Origin of the sequence: Colwellia sp. PAMC 20917, assembly GCF_001767295.1 — a bacterium.
Lineage (GTDB): Bacteria > Pseudomonadota > Gammaproteobacteria > Enterobacterales > Alteromonadaceae > Colwellia_A.
The window spans coordinates 36299-55791 of the sequence record NZ_CP014944.1; the positions used below are offsets into that span (position 1 = coordinate 36299).

Below are 19493 nucleotides of genomic sequence, written 5' to 3' on the forward strand. Positions count from 1 at the left end.
GCATTTACATTTAAAATCTACAGTTGAATGTTAACCTCTACAACAATGAATAATAAACAGGTCAACAATATGACCTGTTTATGCATTATGCTAAAAAATTTACCCTTCAAAATTAATTAAGAAGGGTAACAACATTAGTCTGGCGACGCTAAATTTCGTAGCACATAATGTAATATGCCACCATGTTGGTAGTATTTGAATTCGTTGGGTGTATCAATACGAATTTTTACTTCAAAGGAACGTTCATTACCCTCTTCAGTTTTAACGGATACTGTCACCGTTTTCTGCCCAATACTCACAGCAGGAATACTGAATTGCTCTTCACCTGTTAGCTTTAGTGACTCGGCATTATCATCTGGCATAAATTGCAATGGTAATATCCCCATGCCGACTAAATTAGATCGATGAATACGTTCGTAACTCTGTGCAATAACCGCTTTAACGCCCAATAAAGCTGGCCCTTTGGCGGCCCAATCACGAGAACTACCCGTACCATACTCTTTTCCAGCTAAGACAATCGAAGCAATGTTTTGTTGTTGATATTGCATCGCCGCATCAAAAACACTCATTTTTTCACCTGATGGCATCAGTGTCGTCCAACAGCCCTCAGTGCCAGGTGCTAATAAATTACGTAAACGAACATTGGCAAAAGTACCGCGCATCATCACTTCATGATTACCGCGTCTAGAGCCATAAGAATTAAAGTCTTTGGGTGAGACGCCTTCACTTTGTAAATACTCAGCCGCGGGGCTATCTAGCGCAATCGAACCGGCAGGAGATATATGGTCAGTAGTGACACTATCACCCAGTTTTAATAAACATCGAGCATTTTTAATTGGGTTAATAGTTGGTATTTTTGCGCTAATATTATTAAAAAATGGTGGCAATTTAACGTAGGTAGAAGCTGGCCAATCATATTTTTGGCTTTGTACTATATCCAGCGCTTGCCAGTCTTTATTACCGCTATAAACATCTTCATATCGGGAAATAAACATTGAACTGTCGATAACTTTTTCGATAACTTGTTTAATTTCCTGACTATCTGGCCAGATGTCATGTAAATAAACCGGTTTACCTGTAGGGTCATCACCTAGTGAGCCCGTGGTAATATCTATCTTCATATTACCTGCTAAAGCATAAGCAACAACCAAAGGAGGAGAGGCTAAATAATTAGCTTGGACTTCTGGGTGAATACGACCTTCAAAGTTACGGTTACCTGATAAAACAGAGGTAACAGATAAATCACCTTGATGAATAGCGTCGCTAATTTCGGTAGGTAAAGGGCCGGAGTTACCAATACAGGTAGTACAACCGTATCCGACTAACTGAAAACCAAGGGCATCTAAATCTTCATTTAAGCCAGATTTAAGCAGATAATCAGTGACCACTTGAGAACCAGGTGCAAAACTGGTTTTTACCCAAGGTTTAACCGTTAATCCTCGCAGCCGGGCATTTCTGGCTAATAGTCCAGCGGCAATTAATACCGATGGATTTGAGGTGTTAGTGCAACTGGTAATTGCCGCTATAACGACGGATCCGTGTTTTAATACAAAGTCTTCATCAGCATACTGACAGGGAACGCCTGAATCTTCATTACTAGCAGGTAATAGTACCGAAGGTTGTCCGCCTTCACTTTCAAAGCCACTTTCACTATCGCTCGAGACTGCTTGTTTTATACCGTGTTGTAAAGCTAACCAGTCACGATACGCCAGACCGGCACGGTCCAGTGAAACTCTGTCTTGAGGACGTTTAGGACCAGCAATAGAAGGCACTACTTCATCTAGTTTTAATGATAATCGGCTATGATAAACAGCATGCTGTTGAGACTGCGTTCCCCACATATCCATCGTTTTTAAATAGGACTCTACGCGTTCAATGTGGTCACTGTCACGCCCGGTTAATTGCAGATAATCGGTAGTTTGATGATCGATGGGGAAAATTCCACACGTTGCCCCATATTCTGGCGCCATATTGGCTATGGTCGCTCGGTCAGCTAAGGTCAGTTCATTCACCCCAGTACCAAAGAACTCGACAAACTTACCTACCACACCTGCAGCACGTAATTGTTCGGTTACCGTTAATACTAAGTCAGTCGCTGTAGTTCCTGCAGGTAATTTTCCTGTTAATTCAAAACCAACAATCTCAGGTATTAACATGGTCACGGGTTGTCCCAGCATCGCCGCTTCAGCTTCGATACCGCCGACTCCCCAACCTAACACACCTAAGCCATTAATCATGGTGGTATGTGAATCGGTGCCAACCAAGGTATCGGGATAAAGTAAATTATTCTCGTCGGGTTTTTTGAATACTACGCGGGCTAAATATTCGAGATTTACCTGATGTACAATACCACGGCCCGGTGGTACCACTTTAAAATTATCAAAACTTTGCTGACCCCAACGTAAAAACTGATAACGTTCACGATTACGCTGAAACTCAATTGCGGTGTTTTTTTCCATCGCATCAGCTTGACCAAACACATCGACCATAACTGAATGGTCGATGACCAATTCGACTGGATTTAATGGGTTTATTTTTTCGGCTTTTCCACCCATTTTGACTATCGCATCTCGCATAGCCGCTAAATCAACTACGGCGGGTACCCCAGTAAAGTCTTGCAAAATTACGCGAGCAGGTACAAAGGCAATTTCAGTATCCTGCCAGTTGTCTACATCCCAATTGGCTAAGGTTTCAATATCCCCTTGTTGGACAAAATCACTATCTGCATGTCGTAATAAGTTTTCTAAAAGGATTTTAGCGGCAAAAGGCAAACGTGAAAGGTCATACTTATCCGCTAAACCATCAAAACTGTGGTAGTTGCAAATTTCACCATTAATTTCAATTTGCTTCAATCGTTGTATAGAGTTGGCCATTGTCGTTATCTCCATTAAAAGTATTAATCTGATTGGTATACGCATAATGATAAACGTAGTTAATATACCCTAGCATACATGGACGAAAACATAATGTGGCAGCCAAAATAAAGGGCTGGTAACATGTATAGTTATATAACAATCAGTAGGGTGTTTATTACTAATGAGACTCGAGTCAAATAATTTATCATGATAGGTCGATTTGATAAGACAGGATAAATTAGTGATACGACCCTCGATGAACACCTGTTATGGAAAGGTAAGTCTTGCTGCAACCGATAGATAATTAACGACATTATATTAATTACCGACTTAATTGATTGGCTCGCTCACAGCAGGTTCGTTACCATCATAATATTCAAAGCAATATATTTATTGCTTAAATCAATGCTTATTGCTCTTTATAACGCACTGCCAATACATCACATTTTGCGCCGTGTAAAATGGCATTTGCGGTAGAGCCTAATAATAAGCGTAAACCATGTACACCATGGCTACCTGTTATAATTAAATCGACATTTTCGTGCTCTGCGAAAGCCAATATTTCTTCGCTAATATATCCGACCGATATACACAAGTGTTGTTCGGTGATATTCAGCCTTTTAGCTAATGGTTGAAGTATTTCTTTGGCTTGTTCTTTTAGTTTTTCTGTATTACCAAAACTGCCAACTGGGTCTGGACTCGGAACAACACCGAGTGCTCCACCATAATTAGGTATAGGCTCTACCACATGAATAATACTGAGTTTAGCGTCGGTGAACTTTTGTAATTGAGCGACTTTATCTTCAATATAGTTTTTTGAATCATGAAGTTCTGTGGCAAATAAAATATGTTTATACATAACGTTTTCCTCTATTAAATGATAAGGGTTTTATTGGTGGTTGGCAAAGCATTAACTTGTTGTTTTACCTGTTTTAAAGGGTGCTACTTCTTTTACTTAAGTAAAACTTTTATGATCTTGTTTATTCCATTAATGAATAAAATTTTATAACGCTAAGCTCTAAATACCACCTTGTACTTTACCTAAAGATATATCTGTACGCTGTCACACATAACCTAATAATTATCGTACTATTCTTCATTAGACCTTACAGTAGGGGGAAGTTTAAGTTTTTGTCTTTAAATGTTATTGTTGTTTGCTATGTAGTTATCTGAATGAAAGGGCATCTACTTCGGGTGGTCTAAATGTTGTTTAGTGCGATATATACTTTTTGTTTACTTATTACCTAAAATAAAAACCTAAAATAAAATGGTCATCTAAAAAAGAGTGTTGTGTACGGTATCGAACCGAACAGCGAAATTTTTTTTGTTAAGGTATAATAATATCTAGTAGCTTGATTTAATTCTTAAGAAGGGACGCACACGATGCAAAAAATAATCGACACTCAAATTTCTCCCTTACAAAATCACTTACTAGCTGTCTTGCCTGATGAAGTAAAAGAACGACTTTTTCCTTTTGTTGAATTAGTAAAGTTAGAGTTAGGCGAGGTGATGTACGAAGCTGGTGATAAACTCGCTAATGTATACTTTCCCGTTGACTCTATTGTTTCTTTATTATACGTAATGGAGAGTGGCGCTTCGGCAGAAATTTCTGTGGTCGGTAACGAAGGCGTTGTTGGTATTGCGTTGTTTATGGGCGGAGAAAGTACGTCTAGCCGAGCTGTGGTTCAAAGTGCAGGTTATGCTTATCGGCTTAAAGGAAAACGCTTAACCCAAGAGTTCCATCGTCATGGAAAATTGTTAGGTGTAATGCTTCGTTATACCCAATCCCTTATTACTCAAATGTCACAGACTGCAGTATGTAATCGCCACCATACGATTGATCAGCAATTATGCCGTTTTCTTCTACTGTCGCTTGACCGTTTACCCGATAATACCCTAGTGATGACTCAGGAACTTATTGGTAATATGTTAGGGGTTCGCCGAGAAGGTGTAACAGAAGCTGCGGGAAAACTGCAGAAGTTGGGTGTCATTGATTATCATCGCGGTCATATTACCGTGTTAAATAGGCAGAAACTTGAAAGCTTAAGTTGTGAATGCTACGCGGTTGTAAAAAAAGAAACCGACCGATTGCTCCCTCATGAAAACGAAAAAGTTTATTATCAATCAAAAAACGTTATTAATCTTTAATCAAGGTTATTTGTTCTAGTGAGTAATGCTGACTTTTACTCTGTAAACATTTGATTTTTATAAGTATTGAATCTCAGTTTTAATCAATTTATGATATTTAGCACAATATCAGCTATTGCGCTAAATAAGGCTGTCACGCCATTGACTTTTATCAAAAATTTTCCTGCAATATCCGCATCAAAACGTTAAGACTTTAGCGCTGGCATTGAAGAAAACCTCGCGACATTATAGACACCACTATTGCTTAGTGAACTAATCATTTTAAATATGTAAGTTATAAAGTCATATAAGTAAGTAATGTTTGCCAGCGCACAGATCCTCTATTTTATAACGCTTACACTTGACTATTGCTGCTATAAATTAACTTTTAATTATTTAAGGCAATATCATTTTTCTGTATCAGAGAGCAAACATATGCGATCAAAAGAAAAGCAAGAAGTCACCAATGAGTTGTTAGATGGGCTACCAAATAAACTCAGAAAAACTATTCTAGCGCAATGCGAGCAGGTTCATTTAACCTCCGGTGATGTATTGCATGAGCGTGGGCAAGGCATTGAGTACATATTTTATCCTTTAACAGGGTATATTTCACTGGTCACTACAGGTACGAGACACCCACCGCTTGAATTGTGTATTATTGGTAATGAAGGTATGTTGGGTATTTCCAATATTTCAGGGGTACAATCGGCTCCTGATAGGGCTGTTGTTCAGGGGTCTGGAACGGCGCTGCGCTTATCTGTTAAGCAATTTCAGTATCAACTGAAAAACTTTCCATTACTGTTAAAAAGATTGAATGATTACCTTTATATTTTGTTTGTGCAAGGTTCTCAATCATTAGTCTGCATGCGATTTCATCCCATAGCATCTCGTCTTGCTCGTTGGTTACTCATGACTGATGATAGGGCACATTCTACTCATTTAAACCTAACACATCAATTTCTTGCTGATATGCTTGGTGTTCGAAGAAGCGGGATAACAGTAGCCGCTTGCTTATTAAAAGATAAAAAGTTAATTAGCTATACACGAGGTACCATTCAGATACTTAATCGTAAGGGCTTAGAGCGGGAAGCTTGTGAGTGTTATCAGCTGATGAAAGGTAATTATACCAATAGGTTAAACTAGACCACTTTAGCTATTCGTTTGTTTTAAATAAGCATTAGTAAAGACATCTATTATAACCTCAAACAGTATTTTACACTATTTTTAGTCTGTTAATCAGTGCTCATGATTTATATCTATATCGAGAGAACAAGGGTATGTACCCGCTACCAATCAAAATGCATATTTCAGGTGCTTGATTGATAACAGGTATAAATATTATCTCCATGTTTTGGAGTGAAAATATTACTGCTAAGTGTGTTGACGTACATACGAAAAATAACTGACCGAGTATGATATAAGCCATGACTTTCGACAATTAAAGCTTAATTAATATAGAAGGGTAGGACAATGTTACGAAGTCTCAATGAACTTATGCGTTTTCAATTACAAGGTATCGACAAAAAAATAGGTCTTTGTAAAGATTTCCTCTTTGACGATAAATTATGGGTAATACGTTACATAGTTCCTGATACTAAAAAGTGGCTCTGTGGAGAACGAAAAATATTAATCAGCACAATCTCACTGCAAAAACCTCAGTGGGAACAGTACAAATTCCCTGTTGATTTAACTCAACAAAAAATTAAAAATAGTCCTCCACTTGAGGAACACCAACAAATATCTCATCAATATGAAACTGAATTATTTCAATTCTACGGTTATGCTTATTATTGGATGAATGAAGGATTATGGAGAACTTCTCCTAGTCCCAAACCCCTAGTTGATACAAAGTTATCTAAGGATAATACTCAAATAAAATCAGAAGATTGGCATTTACATTCAACCAATGACGTTAAGAAATTTAAAATCTACGCGAAAGATCAAAAAATTGGCCATATTAAAGACTTCATTTTAAATGATGATAATTGGACTATTTCGTATATCGTCATAGACACGCGTAATTGGGCTCCCGGTGGTCGCAAGGTTTTGATTAGTCATAAATGTATTGAGGCAGTTAATTGGACTGACTGTTATATTACCGTTAATGTAAACGCTGAGAAAATAATGGAAAATCCACCATTCGATCAAGAGCGGTTTATTGATCCAGAATATGAAAACGAGCTCCGTAAGTATTATTAAAAGTTATTAAAAGTTATTAAACTTTGTTAAGGGTTACCGTTAGCCAAGGTAAATAAGCGTTGGCTAACAAAAATGGATAATATATTACGATACCTTCTCCATTCTTAAGCTAGAAATTTTCGTTAAACTCTAACGTATTCGTTAAACTCTAACGTAGTAACAGGTTAAGTTGCGCGACTATTTCAGACCATAAAGCTGTTTCGTGTCGCTTAACATCGCTGGCTATAGGCGCATTGTTATCAATAAAATTAGATAATCAATAAAATAGATATTAGCCTTTCTTGTTCCTTGCTAGCCCTGTTGATTAAAAAGTCATTCAATTGAATGCATTGGTGCTTGCATCTGGCACTCTTTAAATTGTGATGTTAAGTTTTAATTAATTCATTCGTTTATTGGGCTTTCTTCAATGAGTTTTATTATAGTAGGATTGTTATTTAATTTTGCTAAATCAATAAGATAGCTTTTCTCAAGTGCTTGTATTGGCTGCTTTGCTAATAATTCTTTTACTGATTGTACTTCACCATTTGCTATGCAAGTTTTTAAAGCCGCAAAAGTCGCGATACTGTGTTCGTTTTGATTGCTCATATTAAATCCCAATAGTTACGTTCAGTTAAATTAGTTAAGTTTTAGGTTACGGCTATTATTTTGCACGGAATGTGACAATAAATATGTACGCCATCACACAAAACTTAACGGTTTTTTTATTTACAAAGCTTATTACCCCTATATTGTAATATTTTCAGTAGTTTAGGTTATATCTAAATATGTATATTGGCGGTATAAGTAACATCTCCCCCTTTAGGCTTTTTATAATGCTAAAAATTGATTTTTGTTCTGCTACATCAATTAAGTATGTGCGCTAGCGCACATCTAGCAGGCTGATATTTTGTTACTTTGAGTTGTAAAAATAAATCCTACATGACTAAATTATTTATAAGCAGAAAATTCAAGTGGCGTTGTTTAATTTATAAGTTGATCGTTAGGTTCTTCGAAAATAGGCTCACAAAAATTTAGAATAGGAAGGAAAGTTATGCGTTATCACCAGTTAAGTGAAGTATTTGAACACCTAATAACATTGAATACCGCAACGCTAGCGTTTTATGAGAGAAGTCTTAAAGTGACAGAGCAAGAGCGCGCTAGAATGTTTTTACATTATTTAACAGACAAGCAAAAAGTCAGAAACCAATATTTAATCACCTCATTGACAGAGGCGCCTATTAAAACATTTGAAATGTGGTTCGATGACGATATTGACGAGCAGTTATTAGTTTATATAGAAACACTAGCGTTAGCTCCTAATGCAAACAGTGGAAAAATAACCACTGTAATGCTGGAGGTAAATGAGAAGATAGAAATGTGGTTAAGATCTATTTTACCCTTGATAATTAACAATTATAGTAAAGAGTATCTTCTGGATTTGATCAATAATTTACATCAAAAAAATCAGCAAATAATGCATGGCCTTCAAAGGATGAATGATGTGTGACCCTACCTTTGTTATCCTTTATATCGACGATGTAGTGATGCTTTCAAAGCCGTAACAAGTTAAATTTGCCTACTGCTTTACCCATCACGATGACTGTTCTTCACCTAATCTATGAATAACAAAACATGAGGTATTTAAATGAAACGGACAAAAAATGCCAATCCGGGTTTATTACTTGCCTTGACGCCTGTCGTATTAACTCTACTTATTCTTGGGACACAAATATTTTACTTTGGCGTTTTTGAGCCACACATTCCTCTTGCCATTGGTTTAGCCATTACCAGTATTGTTGGTATTAAGTTAGGGCTGAAATGGAAAGATATTGAAAGAGGAATTTTTCACGTTATTCACGTCGCATTACCTTCAGTGTCTGTTTTAATAACGGTTGGGATGATTATTGGAGTCTGGATTGCTAGCGGTACAGTACCCAGCATTATTTATTATGGTTTAAAGGTCCTTTCGCCTGAAATCTTTCTGGCTGCTGGTATGGTCATTTGTGCTGTTGTTTCACTTTCTCTTGGCACTAGTTGGGCGAGTGTCGGTACGGTTGGTTTGGCCTTAATGGGCATTGGCGAAGGTTTTAACATTCCTGCATATTGGACAGCTGGCGCTGTAGTTTCTGGTGCTTTTTTTGGTGATAAAATTTCACCACTTTCCGACACAACTAATTTGGCCCCTGCAGTGACTGGAACCGATGTTTTTTCTCATATAAAAAATATGATGGCAACGACCATCCCAGCTATGCTCATCGCTCTTATCATCTATTTGTTGGTGGGATTTTTCGTCATCGACACTCAAAGCATTTCATTTGAAAGAATTGACGCTATCACTAACACCCTAGACGAAAACTTTTATATTTCAGGATGGGTATTATTACCTGCTTTGGTTGTCATGGGTTTAGCGATAAAAAAATATCCCCCTATGCCATCATTATTCGCTGGCGTTGTTGCGGGTGGTGCAACGGCAATGGTTGTACAGGGGCAGAGTCTGCAATCAATTTTTGATTTTGCCAATAATGGCTACTCGATAAGTACGGGGATTGAAGAAATTGACAGCTTGTTAAATAGGGGGGGCATACAATCGATGATGTGGACCATTTCCTTGATATTAATTGCACTAGGCTTTGGCGGTGCACTCGAAAAAACAGGTTGTTTGAAGTCAATTATTAATGCTATTAAAAGTAAGGTGAGTAGTTTTGCCGGTATTCAAACCGCAGCGATTGGTACTGCCTTTGCGACTAACCTAGTTGCCGGTGACCCTTATTTATCGATTGCTTTACCGGGACGAATGTACTCGCCTGTTTATCGTGGTATGGGCTATTCAACCTTAAATCTATCACGTGGAATCGAAGAAGGTGGAACATTAATGTCTCCCCTTATTCCATGGAATGCGGGTGGTGCATTTGTAATTTCAGCGCTAGGTCTTGGTATAGCTGATGGCAATATAGAAAACCTTTTGTATATCCCCCTTGCTTTTGCTTGCTGGATGGCACCACTTATTGGGATCTTCTATGCTTTTACTGGGCTATTCTCGCCCAAAGCAACAGAAGAAGAAAGAGAACATTGGGAATCTTCTGGTGAAGCGATAGCTGAATTTAATGCTAACGGTACACCAAAAGTTGAAGATACTGCGAAAGATGATGTAGATAACAATTCAGACACGAAAAAGTCATAGTGGCGTTATTTAAGTCTTTAGCTTATCGGCACCGTTAATTTCTATTATTTTAATCTGCGGTGTTGATATGATTTATTACGCCATTAAATATTTTTTCTTCATTATTTTGCTAATTAAATTTAGTTTGATGTAAAGTAACTTTCTATCGAGAATTATCCTTTACCTTCTTATAAAAATAGCTCAAGATAGTTTCGTTAAATACACTGACAATACATAAGTCATTGATTTTACTAGTATGAAAACACTAGTGATCAGATGTCAAATACATGGAGATTGGTAACTAAACTTATGAATTATAAAGAAATAAATAGCATTCTGTTTGTCTGTATGGGCAATATTTGTCGTTCGCCAAGCGCAGAGGCGGTCTTTCGTCATAAAGTTAAAGAAAAGGGTATTTCTTTAATTATAGATTCTGCGGGTACAACGGGCTCTCATGCGCGTGAAAAGCCCGATCATCGTGCACAAAAGATAGGTACTGAACGTGGCTACTCATTTGACAAAATTAAAGCACGTAAAGTTATTGTTGAAGATTTTACCAAATTTGATTTAGTCTTAGCGATGGACGAGCATAATGTTAAAGAGCTAAAAAAGTTAGCACCAGAGCATTTACATGAAAAAATTCAATTGTTTTTGGAATATGCAGATAATTTTGAAGAACGAGAAGTACCTGATCCATATTATGGTGGGGCGAGGGGATTTAAGCTTGTCTTAGATTTAGTTGAGGATGCTAGCGACGGCTTATTAAAAAAGCTGGCTTAATCGTCAATGATTGGTTTTTAGGTTTAAGGATCTATAACTAAAGTAATAAAAAAGCCCTGTGAATATTATTCACAGGGCTTTTAGCTTTATAGGGTCTTAATTATCTAGCACGGAAAATAATACGGCCTTTAGATAAATCATACGGTGTCAATTCAACCGTTACTTTATCACCCGTTAATATGCGAATGTAGTTCTTACGCATTTTTCCTGAAATATGTGCCGTAACAACATGACCATTTTCTAGTTCAACGCGGAACATAGTATTTGGTAAGGTATCAAGAACCGTACCTTGCATTTCAATATTTTCTTCTTTCGCCATTGGGCGCTAAACCTCTAAAGTTGTGCATAAACAAAAATCTGGGCAGATAATGCCGAAAACAGGCCGGAATGTAAAGCTATAGTGTTATTTATTTACTGTTTGCCATCTGTTTTCTATCAAGACTTGGTGTGGGTAATAACGATCCTTGTAGTTCATCTTTTTGCAGTCATCAATTTGGTAACCTAGATACAGAAAGTTCTTCTGCCTATCTTTTGCTAAATACACTTGCTGCAAAATAGAAAACACGCCTAAACCATGCTTATTATAATCTGGATGATAAAACGTATATACGGCTGATAGGGCATCTTTTAGTACATCGGTTACTGCAACACTAATAAGTTGATTATCATGCCATATTTCAAGGTAGAGCTGCTCTGTGACGTTACAACGGATAAAACTATTGTATTGATCGTTTGTCGCTGGGAACATTGAGCCATCGGAATGTAAAGTATTGATGTAATTTTCGTAAAGCGGGTAATAAATAGCTTTTTTTTCAGTTGAGATGTTAATAGTAAATAGGTTGTTTTTCTTTATATTTCTTTTTTGACTTTTAGATAACAAAAATTCCTTAACTAAGACCCGCAGAGATTTGCATGCAGAGCAAAGTTCACAATGAGGTCTGTATATCTGATCACCACTGCGTCTAAAGCCTTGTGACATTAACCAGCCATAATGTTCACTGTTATGTAAACGTTCATCGGTTGCAATCAGTAAACGTTCTTCTTGGTCGGGCAAGTAGTTACAAGGAAACGAACCGGTAATGCCTAACTGAAAATTTGTGCTCATACTAAGGCTCTTCTGTCAGTTGGCGAGGTAGCCAAAAATCCGGTGGTAATGAAACCGTTAATGCTTGTGCTTTCAATGTCATAAACTGCGAGCGTGAAACCTCAATACAGCCCATGTCTTCTAAAAAAGGGTTGAGCATTTGGCAGTCAATTAATGGAATGTTTTGGCCTTTTAATAAAGCATTTAAATAAACTAATGCGATTTTAGAACCATTGCTTTTTCGATAAAACATCGATTCTCCAGAAAAGCTGCCATTAATTGCTACGCCATATAAACCGCCGGCCAATTCACCATCCATCCACACTTCTATCGAATGTGCGACACCATTGTCATGCAGTTGTTGATATGCCGCTAACATATCATCAACTATCCAAGTATCTTCCTTACGAAAGGGAGCGTCGGCACAATAATGAATAACACGGTCAAAGGCTTGATTTAAGGTTACGGTGAAGTTCTGTTGTTTTAATACTTTTCGCAAGGTGCGATTAATACGTAATTGGTCGGTTAGGATAATACCACGCGGATCTGGGCTCCACCACATAATGGCTTCGCCAGCACTGTACCAAGGAAAGACACCACTTCGATAGGCCGACTTTAATCGCGCTACAGATAAATCACCACCAAAAGCAAGTAAGCCATTAGGTTCAATCAACGCCTGTTTTAAGGGAGGAAATGCCAGATCATCGACATCGAGTAATGCGACAATCTGGTTTTTAATGACTAAGAGCCTTTAGCGTCTAAGTAACGTTCTGCATCAAGGGCTGCCATACAGCCAGCTCCAGCAGAGGTAATTGCTTGACGATAAATATGGTCAGCTACATCACCTGCGGCAAAAACACCTTCAACACTGGTCTGTGTTGCATTACCGTTAGTGCCACTTTGTATCGTTAAGTAGCCGTCTTTCATCGCTAATTGGTCGTTGAAAATATCAGTGTTTGGCTTATGACCAATGGCAATAAAACAACCCATAACGTCAATATCTTTAGTGGTGTCAGATTGCGTTTCTTTTAAGCGTACGCCAGTAACACCCATTTTATCGCCTAGCACTTCATCTAAGGTTTGATTTAAGTGTAAGGTAATATTGCCGTTTTTAACTTTTTCGTATAAACGGTCAGTTAAAATCTTTTCAGAGCGAAAAGTTTCACGACGATGCACTAAGTGAACTTCAGAGGCAATGTTTGATAAATATAACGCTTCTTCAACAGCGGTATTACCACCGCCAACAACAGCAACTTTTTGGTTGCGGTAAAAGAAACCATCACAAGTAGCACAGGCTGAAACGCCTTTACCCATAAATGCTTCTTCTGAAGGTAAACCTAAGTATTGTGCAGAAGCCCCCGTACAAATGATAAGTGCATCACAAGTATAGCTCATGCTATCGCCTTTTAAGGTAAAAGGGCGTTTCGAAAAGTCAACTTCATTGATGTGGTCAAAAATAATCTCGGTATCAAACTTTTCTGCATGCTTTTGCATACGATCCATTAATGCTGGACCGGTAAGATCATCGGCATCACCAGGCCAGTTTTCAACTTCAGTGGTCGTGGTTAATTGACCCCCTTGCTGCATACCAGTGATCATCACTGGTTTTAAATTTGCGCGTGCGGCATAAACTGCAGCCGTGTAACCAGCTGGACCTGATCCTAAAATGAGTAACGGGCAATGTCTTGCTTCGCTCATGAATGACTCCAAAGATTGATAAAAAGTATAATTATAAGGTATTAGTTGGGAGTTTAAGCAAAGAACTCAAGAGGGTAAATTAATTTTTTGATAAAAATTTCTATGAGTGCAATGTTAAATGTACAGTGATGGCATATAAACCCTTATACACCAACACTCATCGCTATTTTACGCCAAGCTCTTTTAATCTTTCTAATAAGTAGCTTTTTTGAGTATGTCGTTCAGACAAGACGACTTCGTCTCGTGGATGAAGAAACAACGGCAATGATATTCTAGACTTTTTACTGGCCTTACCTGAAGGATTAATAACCCGATGGCTGGTAGATGGGAAATATCCACCTGAGGCTTCTTGCAACATATCACCAATATTAATAATTAAACTGCCAAAATCACTGGGAACGTCAATCCAAGACCCGTCTTGCTTTTGTACTTGCAGACCGGGTTCATTTGCTGCCGGTAATATGGTTAATAAATTAATATCTTCGTGCGCAGCGGCTCTCACTGCGCCCGGTTCTTCATCTCCACTTAGTGGCGGATAATGTAAAATACGTAATAAAGTATTTGGCGTATCTTTGATCATATTCGCTAGTTGTTCTGAATATTTTTCTGAGACGTCGACTGGACTATATTTTTCGACCCAATCAAGTAATTCTGCAGCAAGTTCAGAGGCTTTCTGGTAATAGGTAAGTATTTCATCTTTAAGTTGATCAGGGATCCTGCCCCAAGGATAAACATGAAAATATTCTTTTATATCTTTATTTGCATGACCCTTAGCCGTCTCAGATATCTCGGTTGAAAAGTAGCCATCTTGTTTCTTTGGATCAAAACTTAAGTTATGCTTTTCTTCACCGCTAAAAAATTCATACCAATTTTTATAAATAGATTCAACAAGCTGTTGCTCAATAGGGTGATTAATTAATACACCGAAACCTGTTTCTCTTAAGCTTTGAACAAATAATTTTCCAGCATTTTTATCTTGATAGTCGACAACCTGAATTTCCATGATTGATTCCCTAACTCTTATTTTAGTGATATTTATTGAAATATAACACAAGCTAACCAAATGGTCAGGTTTAAGATTCATCGTAAAAAAAACCTCTATTAAAAATATAACAGAGGTTTATTGTTTTTATGAAGAACTCACAAAGTATTATTTTCAGTCGTTATAAAGTCGCTATAGCCACTTCAGGTGGTATGTAGTCGTAGCCTAAAACTTCAGCAACAGGTTGGTAAGTGATTTTTCCGCCTAATACGTTTAAACCATTCATTAAGTGTACGTTGTCAAGCATGGCTTGTTTTGCACCCTTATTGGCAAGCATTACCGCAAATGGCATGGTTGCATTAGTTAATGCCATTGTTGATGTGCGTGCTACGCCACCTGGCATGTTAGCTACACAGTAATGTACTACGTCGTCAACAACATACGTTGGGTCTTGATGAGTTGTTGCTTTTGATGTTTCAAAACAACCACCTTGGTCAATCGCGACATCAACAACTACAGCACCTTTTTTCATCATTTTGATGTGGGCTCTTGTTACTAATTTAGGTGCAGCTGCACCAGGAATTAAGACCGCGCCTATGACTAAGTCAGCTTCAACAATCAATTGGTCCATCGCATCAGCAGTAGAGTAAACTGTTTTTAAACGGCCATCAAATTCAGTATCTAATTGACGTAGACGGGGTAATGAACGATCTAATATCGTTACATCAGCGCCCATACCTATTGCCATACGAGCAGCTTGAGTACCAACAACACCACCACCTATAATTAATACTTTCGCAGGAGCAACACCAGGTACACCACCTAATAAAGCACCTAAACCGCCTTGTGCTTTTTCAAGGGCATGAGCACCTGCTTGAATAGACATGCGGCCAGCAACTTCAGACATCGGCGCTAATAAAGGTAAACCACCTTGAGCAGAGGTTACCGTTTCGTAAGCAATACAGGTTGCGCCAGAAGCAACTAATAATTCAGTTTGCTTAGCATCAGGTGCTAAATGTAGGTAAGTAAAAAGTATTTGACCTGGACGTAGCATTTTACACTCGTCAGGCTGTGGCTCTTTTACTTTTATTATCATGTCAGCGGTTGCAAAAATTTCTGCTGCCGTGTTTATAATTTTGGCACCGGCTGCTATATATTGCTCGTTTTCAAAACCAATAGATTCGCCGCCGTTATTTTCAACAATCACTTCATGTCCATTAACCGTTAGCTCGTTAACGCCTGCTGGAGTTAAGCCTATACGGTACTCATGGTTTTTAATTTCTTTAGGAACACCAATAATCATAATCGTCTCACCTGTTAAATGTTTTTATATTATTTGCGGCTATTATAATGCGTTATTCTCGAATTAACCTATCGTAATATTTTATATATCGATATATAATCCTGTTACAGTTAGAAAATGTAGTGTTTTATATAATGTCGTCTTCTCAAAACAAAAGTATTGATCGCATCGATCGTAATATTCTCGTTGAGTTACAAAAGAATGCTCGTATATCTAATATAGAGTTGTCTAAGAGGGTAGGGCTAAGTCCAACACCTTGTTTAGAAAGGGTTAAGCGATTAGAAAAAGAGAAGTATATCAAAGGCTACCAAGCGATATTAAACCCGCAAAAGCTTGAAGCTGCGTTACTTGTGTTAGTGGAAATAACCTTAACTAAAACCAGTCCTGATGTTTTTGATGATTTTTCTAGAGCGGTCCATGAACTTGATGTTATACAAGAGTGTCATTTAGTGTCTGGAAACTTTGACTTTTTACTTAAAACCCGCGTAGCAGACATGGTCGCCTATCGAGAATTACTAGGTGATACTTTACTTCGTTTGCCCTCGGTAAGCGAAAGTAGAAGTTATGTTGTGATGGAAGAGGTTAAATCGACTAATTTTCTACCGATTAAACGTTAATCGCATCATTGAGCTCAAGTAAGTGATTTAAACATTTAACTCCTTACAATAGTTTGTTATTTTACTGTATATAAACATACCCGTATTACTGCAACTTGAGTGGTATGGCTATAAAATAGTTATTAACTCGGTTTATTATATTGTCTACAGAATCTCCTACTCAAAGTAAATTAAATGGTGTGCAACGATTACTAGAAGCTGGTTTGTTGGTTTCTTTTCTTTTTGCCATGTTTATTATGTTAGCGCTGTTCAGCTTTAACCCCGCTGATCCTGGTTGGTCTCAAAGTGGTTATCAAACACCTATTCGTAATTTAGGCGGCGCTGTTGGCGCTTATATTTCTGACTTATTGTTAAACCTATTTGGTTTTATTTCTTATAGTCTGCCCTTTGTTACCGCAGTAACAGGGTGGTTATTGTTTCAAAAATATCATCGCTTAATTCAATTAGATTACTTAACCTTAGGGTTAAAGTGTATTGGCTTTATTCTTTTTTATATTGGTATAACATCAATCGCCAGTATGAATTTTGATGATGTCTTTTACTTTTCAGCCGGTGGTATTATTGGTGACGCGTTAAGTCAAACGGTGCTGCCATATTTTTCTTTTGTCGGTAGTACTTTATTATTCTTGACCTTTCTCCTCTCTGGTTTTGTGCTACTAACCGGTTTCTCATTGATCGCCTTTATTGATAAAACCGGTGCTTATACAATATTATTCGCCCAATATTTATTAACGATACCTGAAAAACTACAAGCCTACTTCACTGCCTTGAAGACTGAAAAAGTAAAGAAACAAGTATTGGTTAATACTGTTGAGAAAAAAGAACAGCCAGTGGCTTTACCTGAGCTTACAGAAAAACAACCGGCAAGTTTTCAAGTAGATGAAAATCTAGTAGATGAAAACGAAGAGCTACATCATGCTTTTGATGCGATAAATGAACAAGAACATGAAGACATTATTGCACCGAGTAAAAAAGATCTTTCCTTTGATCTCGAAGAGGACATTGAGCACTTTGTCGCAATAGATGACCTTATCGGTGAACCACTCGCTTTTAATGTTCAAGAACATGTTAGCGATGATGAAATAACGGCTGCCTTTGAAAAAGTTGATCCAATTAATGTTGAAGAGCCGATAAAGGTCATGGCAAAAAGAGATAGTGCAACTTACCAAGGACTACCTGGGCTTGATTTATTAGATCGCCCCAACCGGACTGAAAATCCTATTGACGAGAAAGAGCTCGAATTAGTCAGTCGACTAGTTGAGGAAAAACTCTTAGAGTTTGGTGTGAAAGCTGAGGTCGTTGGTGTTTATCCCGGACCTGTTATTACCCGCTTCGAATTAAATTTAGCGCCAGGCGTTAAAGCCAGTAAAGTGAGCGGTTTGTCGCAAGATATTGCCCGTTCCTTATCCGCTAAAAGTGTTCGTGTCGTTGAAGTTATTGAAGGTAAATCTGTTATTGGTGTTGAGTTACCCAATAAATATAGAGAAACGGTGTATTTTACTGATGTCATTTCTGCTCCGGCATTTGCTGCATCAAGATCCCATTTAGCCATGGCGATTGGTAGTGATATTTCAGGTAAACCCGTGATAGCCGATCTAGCTAAGATGCCGCATTTATTAGTGGCAGGAACAACAGGCTCAGGGAAGTCAGTTGCGGTTAATACCATGATTGTTAGTATATTGTATAAATCCACACCTGAAGATGTGCGGATGATAATGATCGACCCCAAACAAGTTGAACTCTCTGTTTATAACGGTATCCCACATTTGTTAGCTGAAGTGGTTACCGACATGAAAGAAGCGGCCAACGCGCTGCGCTGGTGTGTCGGTGAAATGGAACGTCGCTATAAACTTATGTCGTCTCTGGGTGTACGTAACCTTAAAGGCTACAATGAAAAAGTGCTTAATGCTATTGAAGCTGGAGAGCCGTTAATCGATCCTACTTGGCAACCCAATGATGCTTTTACGCAAACGCCACCTTTGTTAGAAAAATTGCCTGCGATTGTTATTCTCGTTGACGAATTTGCCGATATGATGATGGTTGCCGGTAAAAAAGTCGAAGAACTTATTGCGCGTATTGCTCAAAAAGCCCGAGCGGCGGGTATGCACTTAATTTTAGCGACTCAACGTCCCTCAGCGGATGTAATTACCGGTTTAATTAAAGCTAATATTCCAACCCGTATGGCACTGCGAGTACAATCAAGAATGGAGTCACGTATTATTCTTGACCAACAAGGTGCTGAACAGCTGTTAGGCATGGGAGATATGTTTTATTTACCGCCTGGCGAGGCTGTTTCTGTGCGTGTTCACGGCGCTTTTGTTAACGATGACGAAGTACATGCTGTTGTTGCCGACTGGAAGTCTCGTGGCGAACCTAATTATGTTGAAGAAATATTGTCAGGTGATACTGATAATGAAATTTTGTTACCCGGTGAGCAAGCCGAAGCCGATGAAGCGGTTGAACTTGATACCTTGTATGACGAAGCGGTTGAATTTGTCACTAAAGGTCGACGTGTCTCCATATCAAGTGTGCAACGTAAATTTAGAATTGGTTATAACCGTGCAGCACGTATTGTTGAAGATATGGAAAACCAAAATGTGGTAAGTTCACCAGGCCATAACGGTGCCCGTGAAGTATTAGCACCACCACCTGTAAGAGATTTGTAGGTGTTATTTTTTCCGACTTATTTAGTCAAGTTATAAGGATTAC

At 38.1% G+C, this 19493-nt stretch carries 17 protein-coding genes; 8 read left to right on the plus strand and 9 right to left on the minus strand.

All coding sequences use genetic code 11. The annotated features are described in order from the left end of the window. Window positions 1-134 precede the first annotated feature (134 nt). Together acnA and A3Q34_RS00200 are read right to left on the minus strand one after the other, a co-directional pair. Window positions 135-2873, minus strand: coding sequence for an aconitate hydratase AcnA (acnA, locus tag A3Q34_RS00195; protein WP_070373527.1), 2739 nt, complete (start codon window positions 2871-2873; stop codon window positions 135-137). A gap of 391 nt (window positions 2874-3264) precedes the next feature. After that, entirely contained in the window at window positions 3265-3714 is a 450-nt protein-coding gene (locus tag A3Q34_RS00200) for a universal stress protein (RefSeq protein ID WP_070373528.1), read from the minus strand. Window positions 3715-4238: 524 nt separating this feature from the next. Between A3Q34_RS00200 and A3Q34_RS00205 the strand changes: the two genes are divergently transcribed. From A3Q34_RS00205 to A3Q34_RS00215, 3 genes are all read left to right on the plus strand, one after another. After that, complete coding sequence (locus tag A3Q34_RS00205) at window positions 4239-5003, plus strand: Crp/Fnr family transcriptional regulator (RefSeq protein WP_070373529.1); 765 nt, start codon at window positions 4239-4241, stop codon at window positions 5001-5003. A 414-nt stretch (window positions 5004-5417) separates the two neighbouring features. Further along, complete coding sequence (locus tag A3Q34_RS00210) at window positions 5418-6125, plus strand: Crp/Fnr family transcriptional regulator (protein WP_070373530.1); 708 nt, start codon at window positions 5418-5420, stop codon at window positions 6123-6125. 327 nt (window positions 6126-6452) lie between these two features. Next, window positions 6453-7181: a PRC-barrel domain-containing protein gene (locus A3Q34_RS00215; RefSeq protein WP_070373531.1), complete on the plus strand. Its 729-nt coding sequence runs from the start codon at window positions 6453-6455 to the stop codon at window positions 7179-7181. Between the two features lie 381 nt (window positions 7182-7562). Here the strand turns inward: A3Q34_RS00215 and A3Q34_RS00220 are convergent, their stop codons facing one another. After that, the gene (locus A3Q34_RS00220) at window positions 7563-7766 is read right to left on the minus strand and encodes a hypothetical protein (protein WP_070373532.1); all 204 of its coding nucleotides are present in this window, start codon (window positions 7764-7766) and stop codon (window positions 7563-7565) included. A 445-nt stretch (window positions 7767-8211) separates the two neighbouring features. Between A3Q34_RS00220 and A3Q34_RS00225 the strand changes: the two genes are divergently transcribed. From A3Q34_RS00225 to A3Q34_RS00235, 3 genes are all read left to right on the plus strand, one after another. Continuing rightward, window positions 8212-8667, plus strand: coding sequence for a hypothetical protein (locus tag A3Q34_RS00225; protein ID WP_070373533.1), 456 nt, complete (start codon window positions 8212-8214; stop codon window positions 8665-8667). Window positions 8668-8805: 138 nt separating this feature from the next. Further along, complete coding sequence (nhaC, locus tag A3Q34_RS00230; protein WP_070373534.1) at window positions 8806-10341, plus strand: Na+/H+ antiporter NhaC; 1536 nt, start codon at window positions 8806-8808, stop codon at window positions 10339-10341. Between the two features lie 288 nt (window positions 10342-10629). Next, the gene (locus tag A3Q34_RS00235; protein ID WP_070373535.1) at window positions 10630-11100 is read left to right on the plus strand and encodes a low molecular weight protein-tyrosine-phosphatase; all 471 of its coding nucleotides are present in this window, start codon (window positions 10630-10632) and stop codon (window positions 11098-11100) included. Between the two features lie 100 nt (window positions 11101-11200). Here the strand turns inward: A3Q34_RS00235 and infA are convergent, their stop codons facing one another. The 6 genes from infA to ald all read right to left on the minus strand — a co-directional run bounded on the left by infA (window position 11201) and on the right by ald (window position 16167). Further along, window positions 11201-11419 (minus strand): translation initiation factor IF-1, encoded by a 219-nt coding sequence (gene infA / locus A3Q34_RS00240; RefSeq protein ID WP_011043571.1) that lies wholly within the window; start codon window positions 11417-11419, stop codon window positions 11201-11203. 84 nt (window positions 11420-11503) lie between these two features. Next, window positions 11504-12205 carry an arginyltransferase gene (locus tag A3Q34_RS00245; RefSeq protein WP_070373536.1) on the minus strand — a complete coding sequence of 234 codons (702 nt, stop codon included), beginning with the start codon at window positions 12203-12205 and terminating at the stop codon, window positions 11504-11506. Window position 12206: 1 nt separating this feature from the next. Beyond that, window positions 12207-12857: a leucyl/phenylalanyl-tRNA--protein transferase gene (aat, locus tag A3Q34_RS00250; RefSeq protein ID WP_231907399.1), complete on the minus strand. Its 651-nt coding sequence runs from the start codon at window positions 12855-12857 to the stop codon at window positions 12207-12209. 68 nt (window positions 12858-12925) lie between these two features. Then, window positions 12926-13882, minus strand: coding sequence for a thioredoxin-disulfide reductase (gene trxB, locus A3Q34_RS00255; protein WP_070373538.1), 957 nt, complete (start codon window positions 13880-13882; stop codon window positions 12926-12928). Window positions 13883-14045: 163 nt separating this feature from the next. Continuing rightward, on the minus strand, window positions 14046-14885 hold the full coding sequence (locus A3Q34_RS00260; RefSeq protein WP_070373539.1) for an isopenicillin N synthase family dioxygenase: 840 nt from the start codon (window positions 14883-14885) through the stop codon (window positions 14046-14048). 160 nt (window positions 14886-15045) lie between these two features. Continuing rightward, entirely contained in the window at window positions 15046-16167 is a 1122-nt protein-coding gene (gene ald / locus A3Q34_RS00265) for an alanine dehydrogenase (protein WP_070373540.1), read from the minus strand. Between the two features lie 134 nt (window positions 16168-16301). On the opposite strand from ald, the gene lrp reads away from it, so the two are divergent. Beyond that, the gene (gene lrp / locus A3Q34_RS00270) at window positions 16302-16784 is read left to right on the plus strand and encodes a leucine-responsive transcriptional regulator Lrp (protein ID WP_070373541.1); all 483 of its coding nucleotides are present in this window, start codon (window positions 16302-16304) and stop codon (window positions 16782-16784) included. 140 nt (window positions 16785-16924) lie between these two features. Further along, window positions 16925-19450 (plus strand): DNA translocase FtsK, encoded by a 2526-nt coding sequence (locus A3Q34_RS00275; RefSeq protein WP_070373542.1) that lies wholly within the window; start codon window positions 16925-16927, stop codon window positions 19448-19450. Window positions 19451-19493: the final 43 nt, after the last annotated feature.

What these genes read in the sequence shown, in the direction of transcription:
- acnA (WP_070373527.1), bottom strand. Translation starts at nt 2,873, where the DNA reads ATGGCCAACTCTATACAACGATTGAAGCAAATTGAAATTAATGGTGAA.
- A3Q34_RS00200 (WP_070373528.1), bottom strand. Translation starts at nt 3,714, where the DNA reads ATGTATAAACATATTTTATTTGCCACAGAACTTCATGATTCAAAAAAC.
- A3Q34_RS00205 (WP_070373529.1), top strand. Translation starts at nt 4,239, where the DNA reads ATGCAAAAAATAATCGACACTCAAATTTCTCCCTTACAAAATCACTTA.
- A3Q34_RS00210 (WP_070373530.1), top strand. Translation starts at nt 5,418, where the DNA reads ATGCGATCAAAAGAAAAGCAAGAAGTCACCAATGAGTTGTTAGATGGG.
- A3Q34_RS00215 (WP_070373531.1), top strand. Translation starts at nt 6,453, where the DNA reads ATGTTACGAAGTCTCAATGAACTTATGCGTTTTCAATTACAAGGTATC.
- A3Q34_RS00220 (WP_070373532.1), bottom strand. Translation starts at nt 7,766, where the DNA reads ATGAGCAATCAAAACGAACACAGTATCGCGACTTTTGCGGCTTTAAAA.
- A3Q34_RS00225 (WP_070373533.1), top strand. Translation starts at nt 8,212, where the DNA reads ATGCGTTATCACCAGTTAAGTGAAGTATTTGAACACCTAATAACATTG.
- nhaC (WP_070373534.1), top strand. Translation starts at nt 8,806, where the DNA reads ATGAAACGGACAAAAAATGCCAATCCGGGTTTATTACTTGCCTTGACG.
- A3Q34_RS00235 (WP_070373535.1), top strand. Translation starts at nt 10,630, where the DNA reads ATGAATTATAAAGAAATAAATAGCATTCTGTTTGTCTGTATGGGCAAT.
- infA (WP_011043571.1), bottom strand. Translation starts at nt 11,419, where the DNA reads ATGGCGAAAGAAGAAAATATTGAAATGCAAGGTACGGTTCTTGATACC.
- A3Q34_RS00245 (WP_070373536.1), bottom strand. Translation starts at nt 12,205, where the DNA reads ATGAGCACAAATTTTCAGTTAGGCATTACCGGTTCGTTTCCTTGTAAC.
- trxB (WP_070373538.1), bottom strand. Translation starts at nt 13,882, where the DNA reads ATGAGCGAAGCAAGACATTGCCCGTTACTCATTTTAGGATCAGGTCCA.
- A3Q34_RS00260 (WP_070373539.1), bottom strand. Translation starts at nt 14,885, where the DNA reads ATGGAAATTCAGGTTGTCGACTATCAAGATAAAAATGCTGGAAAATTA.
- ald (WP_070373540.1), bottom strand. Translation starts at nt 16,167, where the DNA reads ATGATTATTGGTGTTCCTAAAGAAATTAAAAACCATGAGTACCGTATA.
- lrp (WP_070373541.1), top strand. Translation starts at nt 16,302, where the DNA reads ATGTCGTCTTCTCAAAACAAAAGTATTGATCGCATCGATCGTAATATT.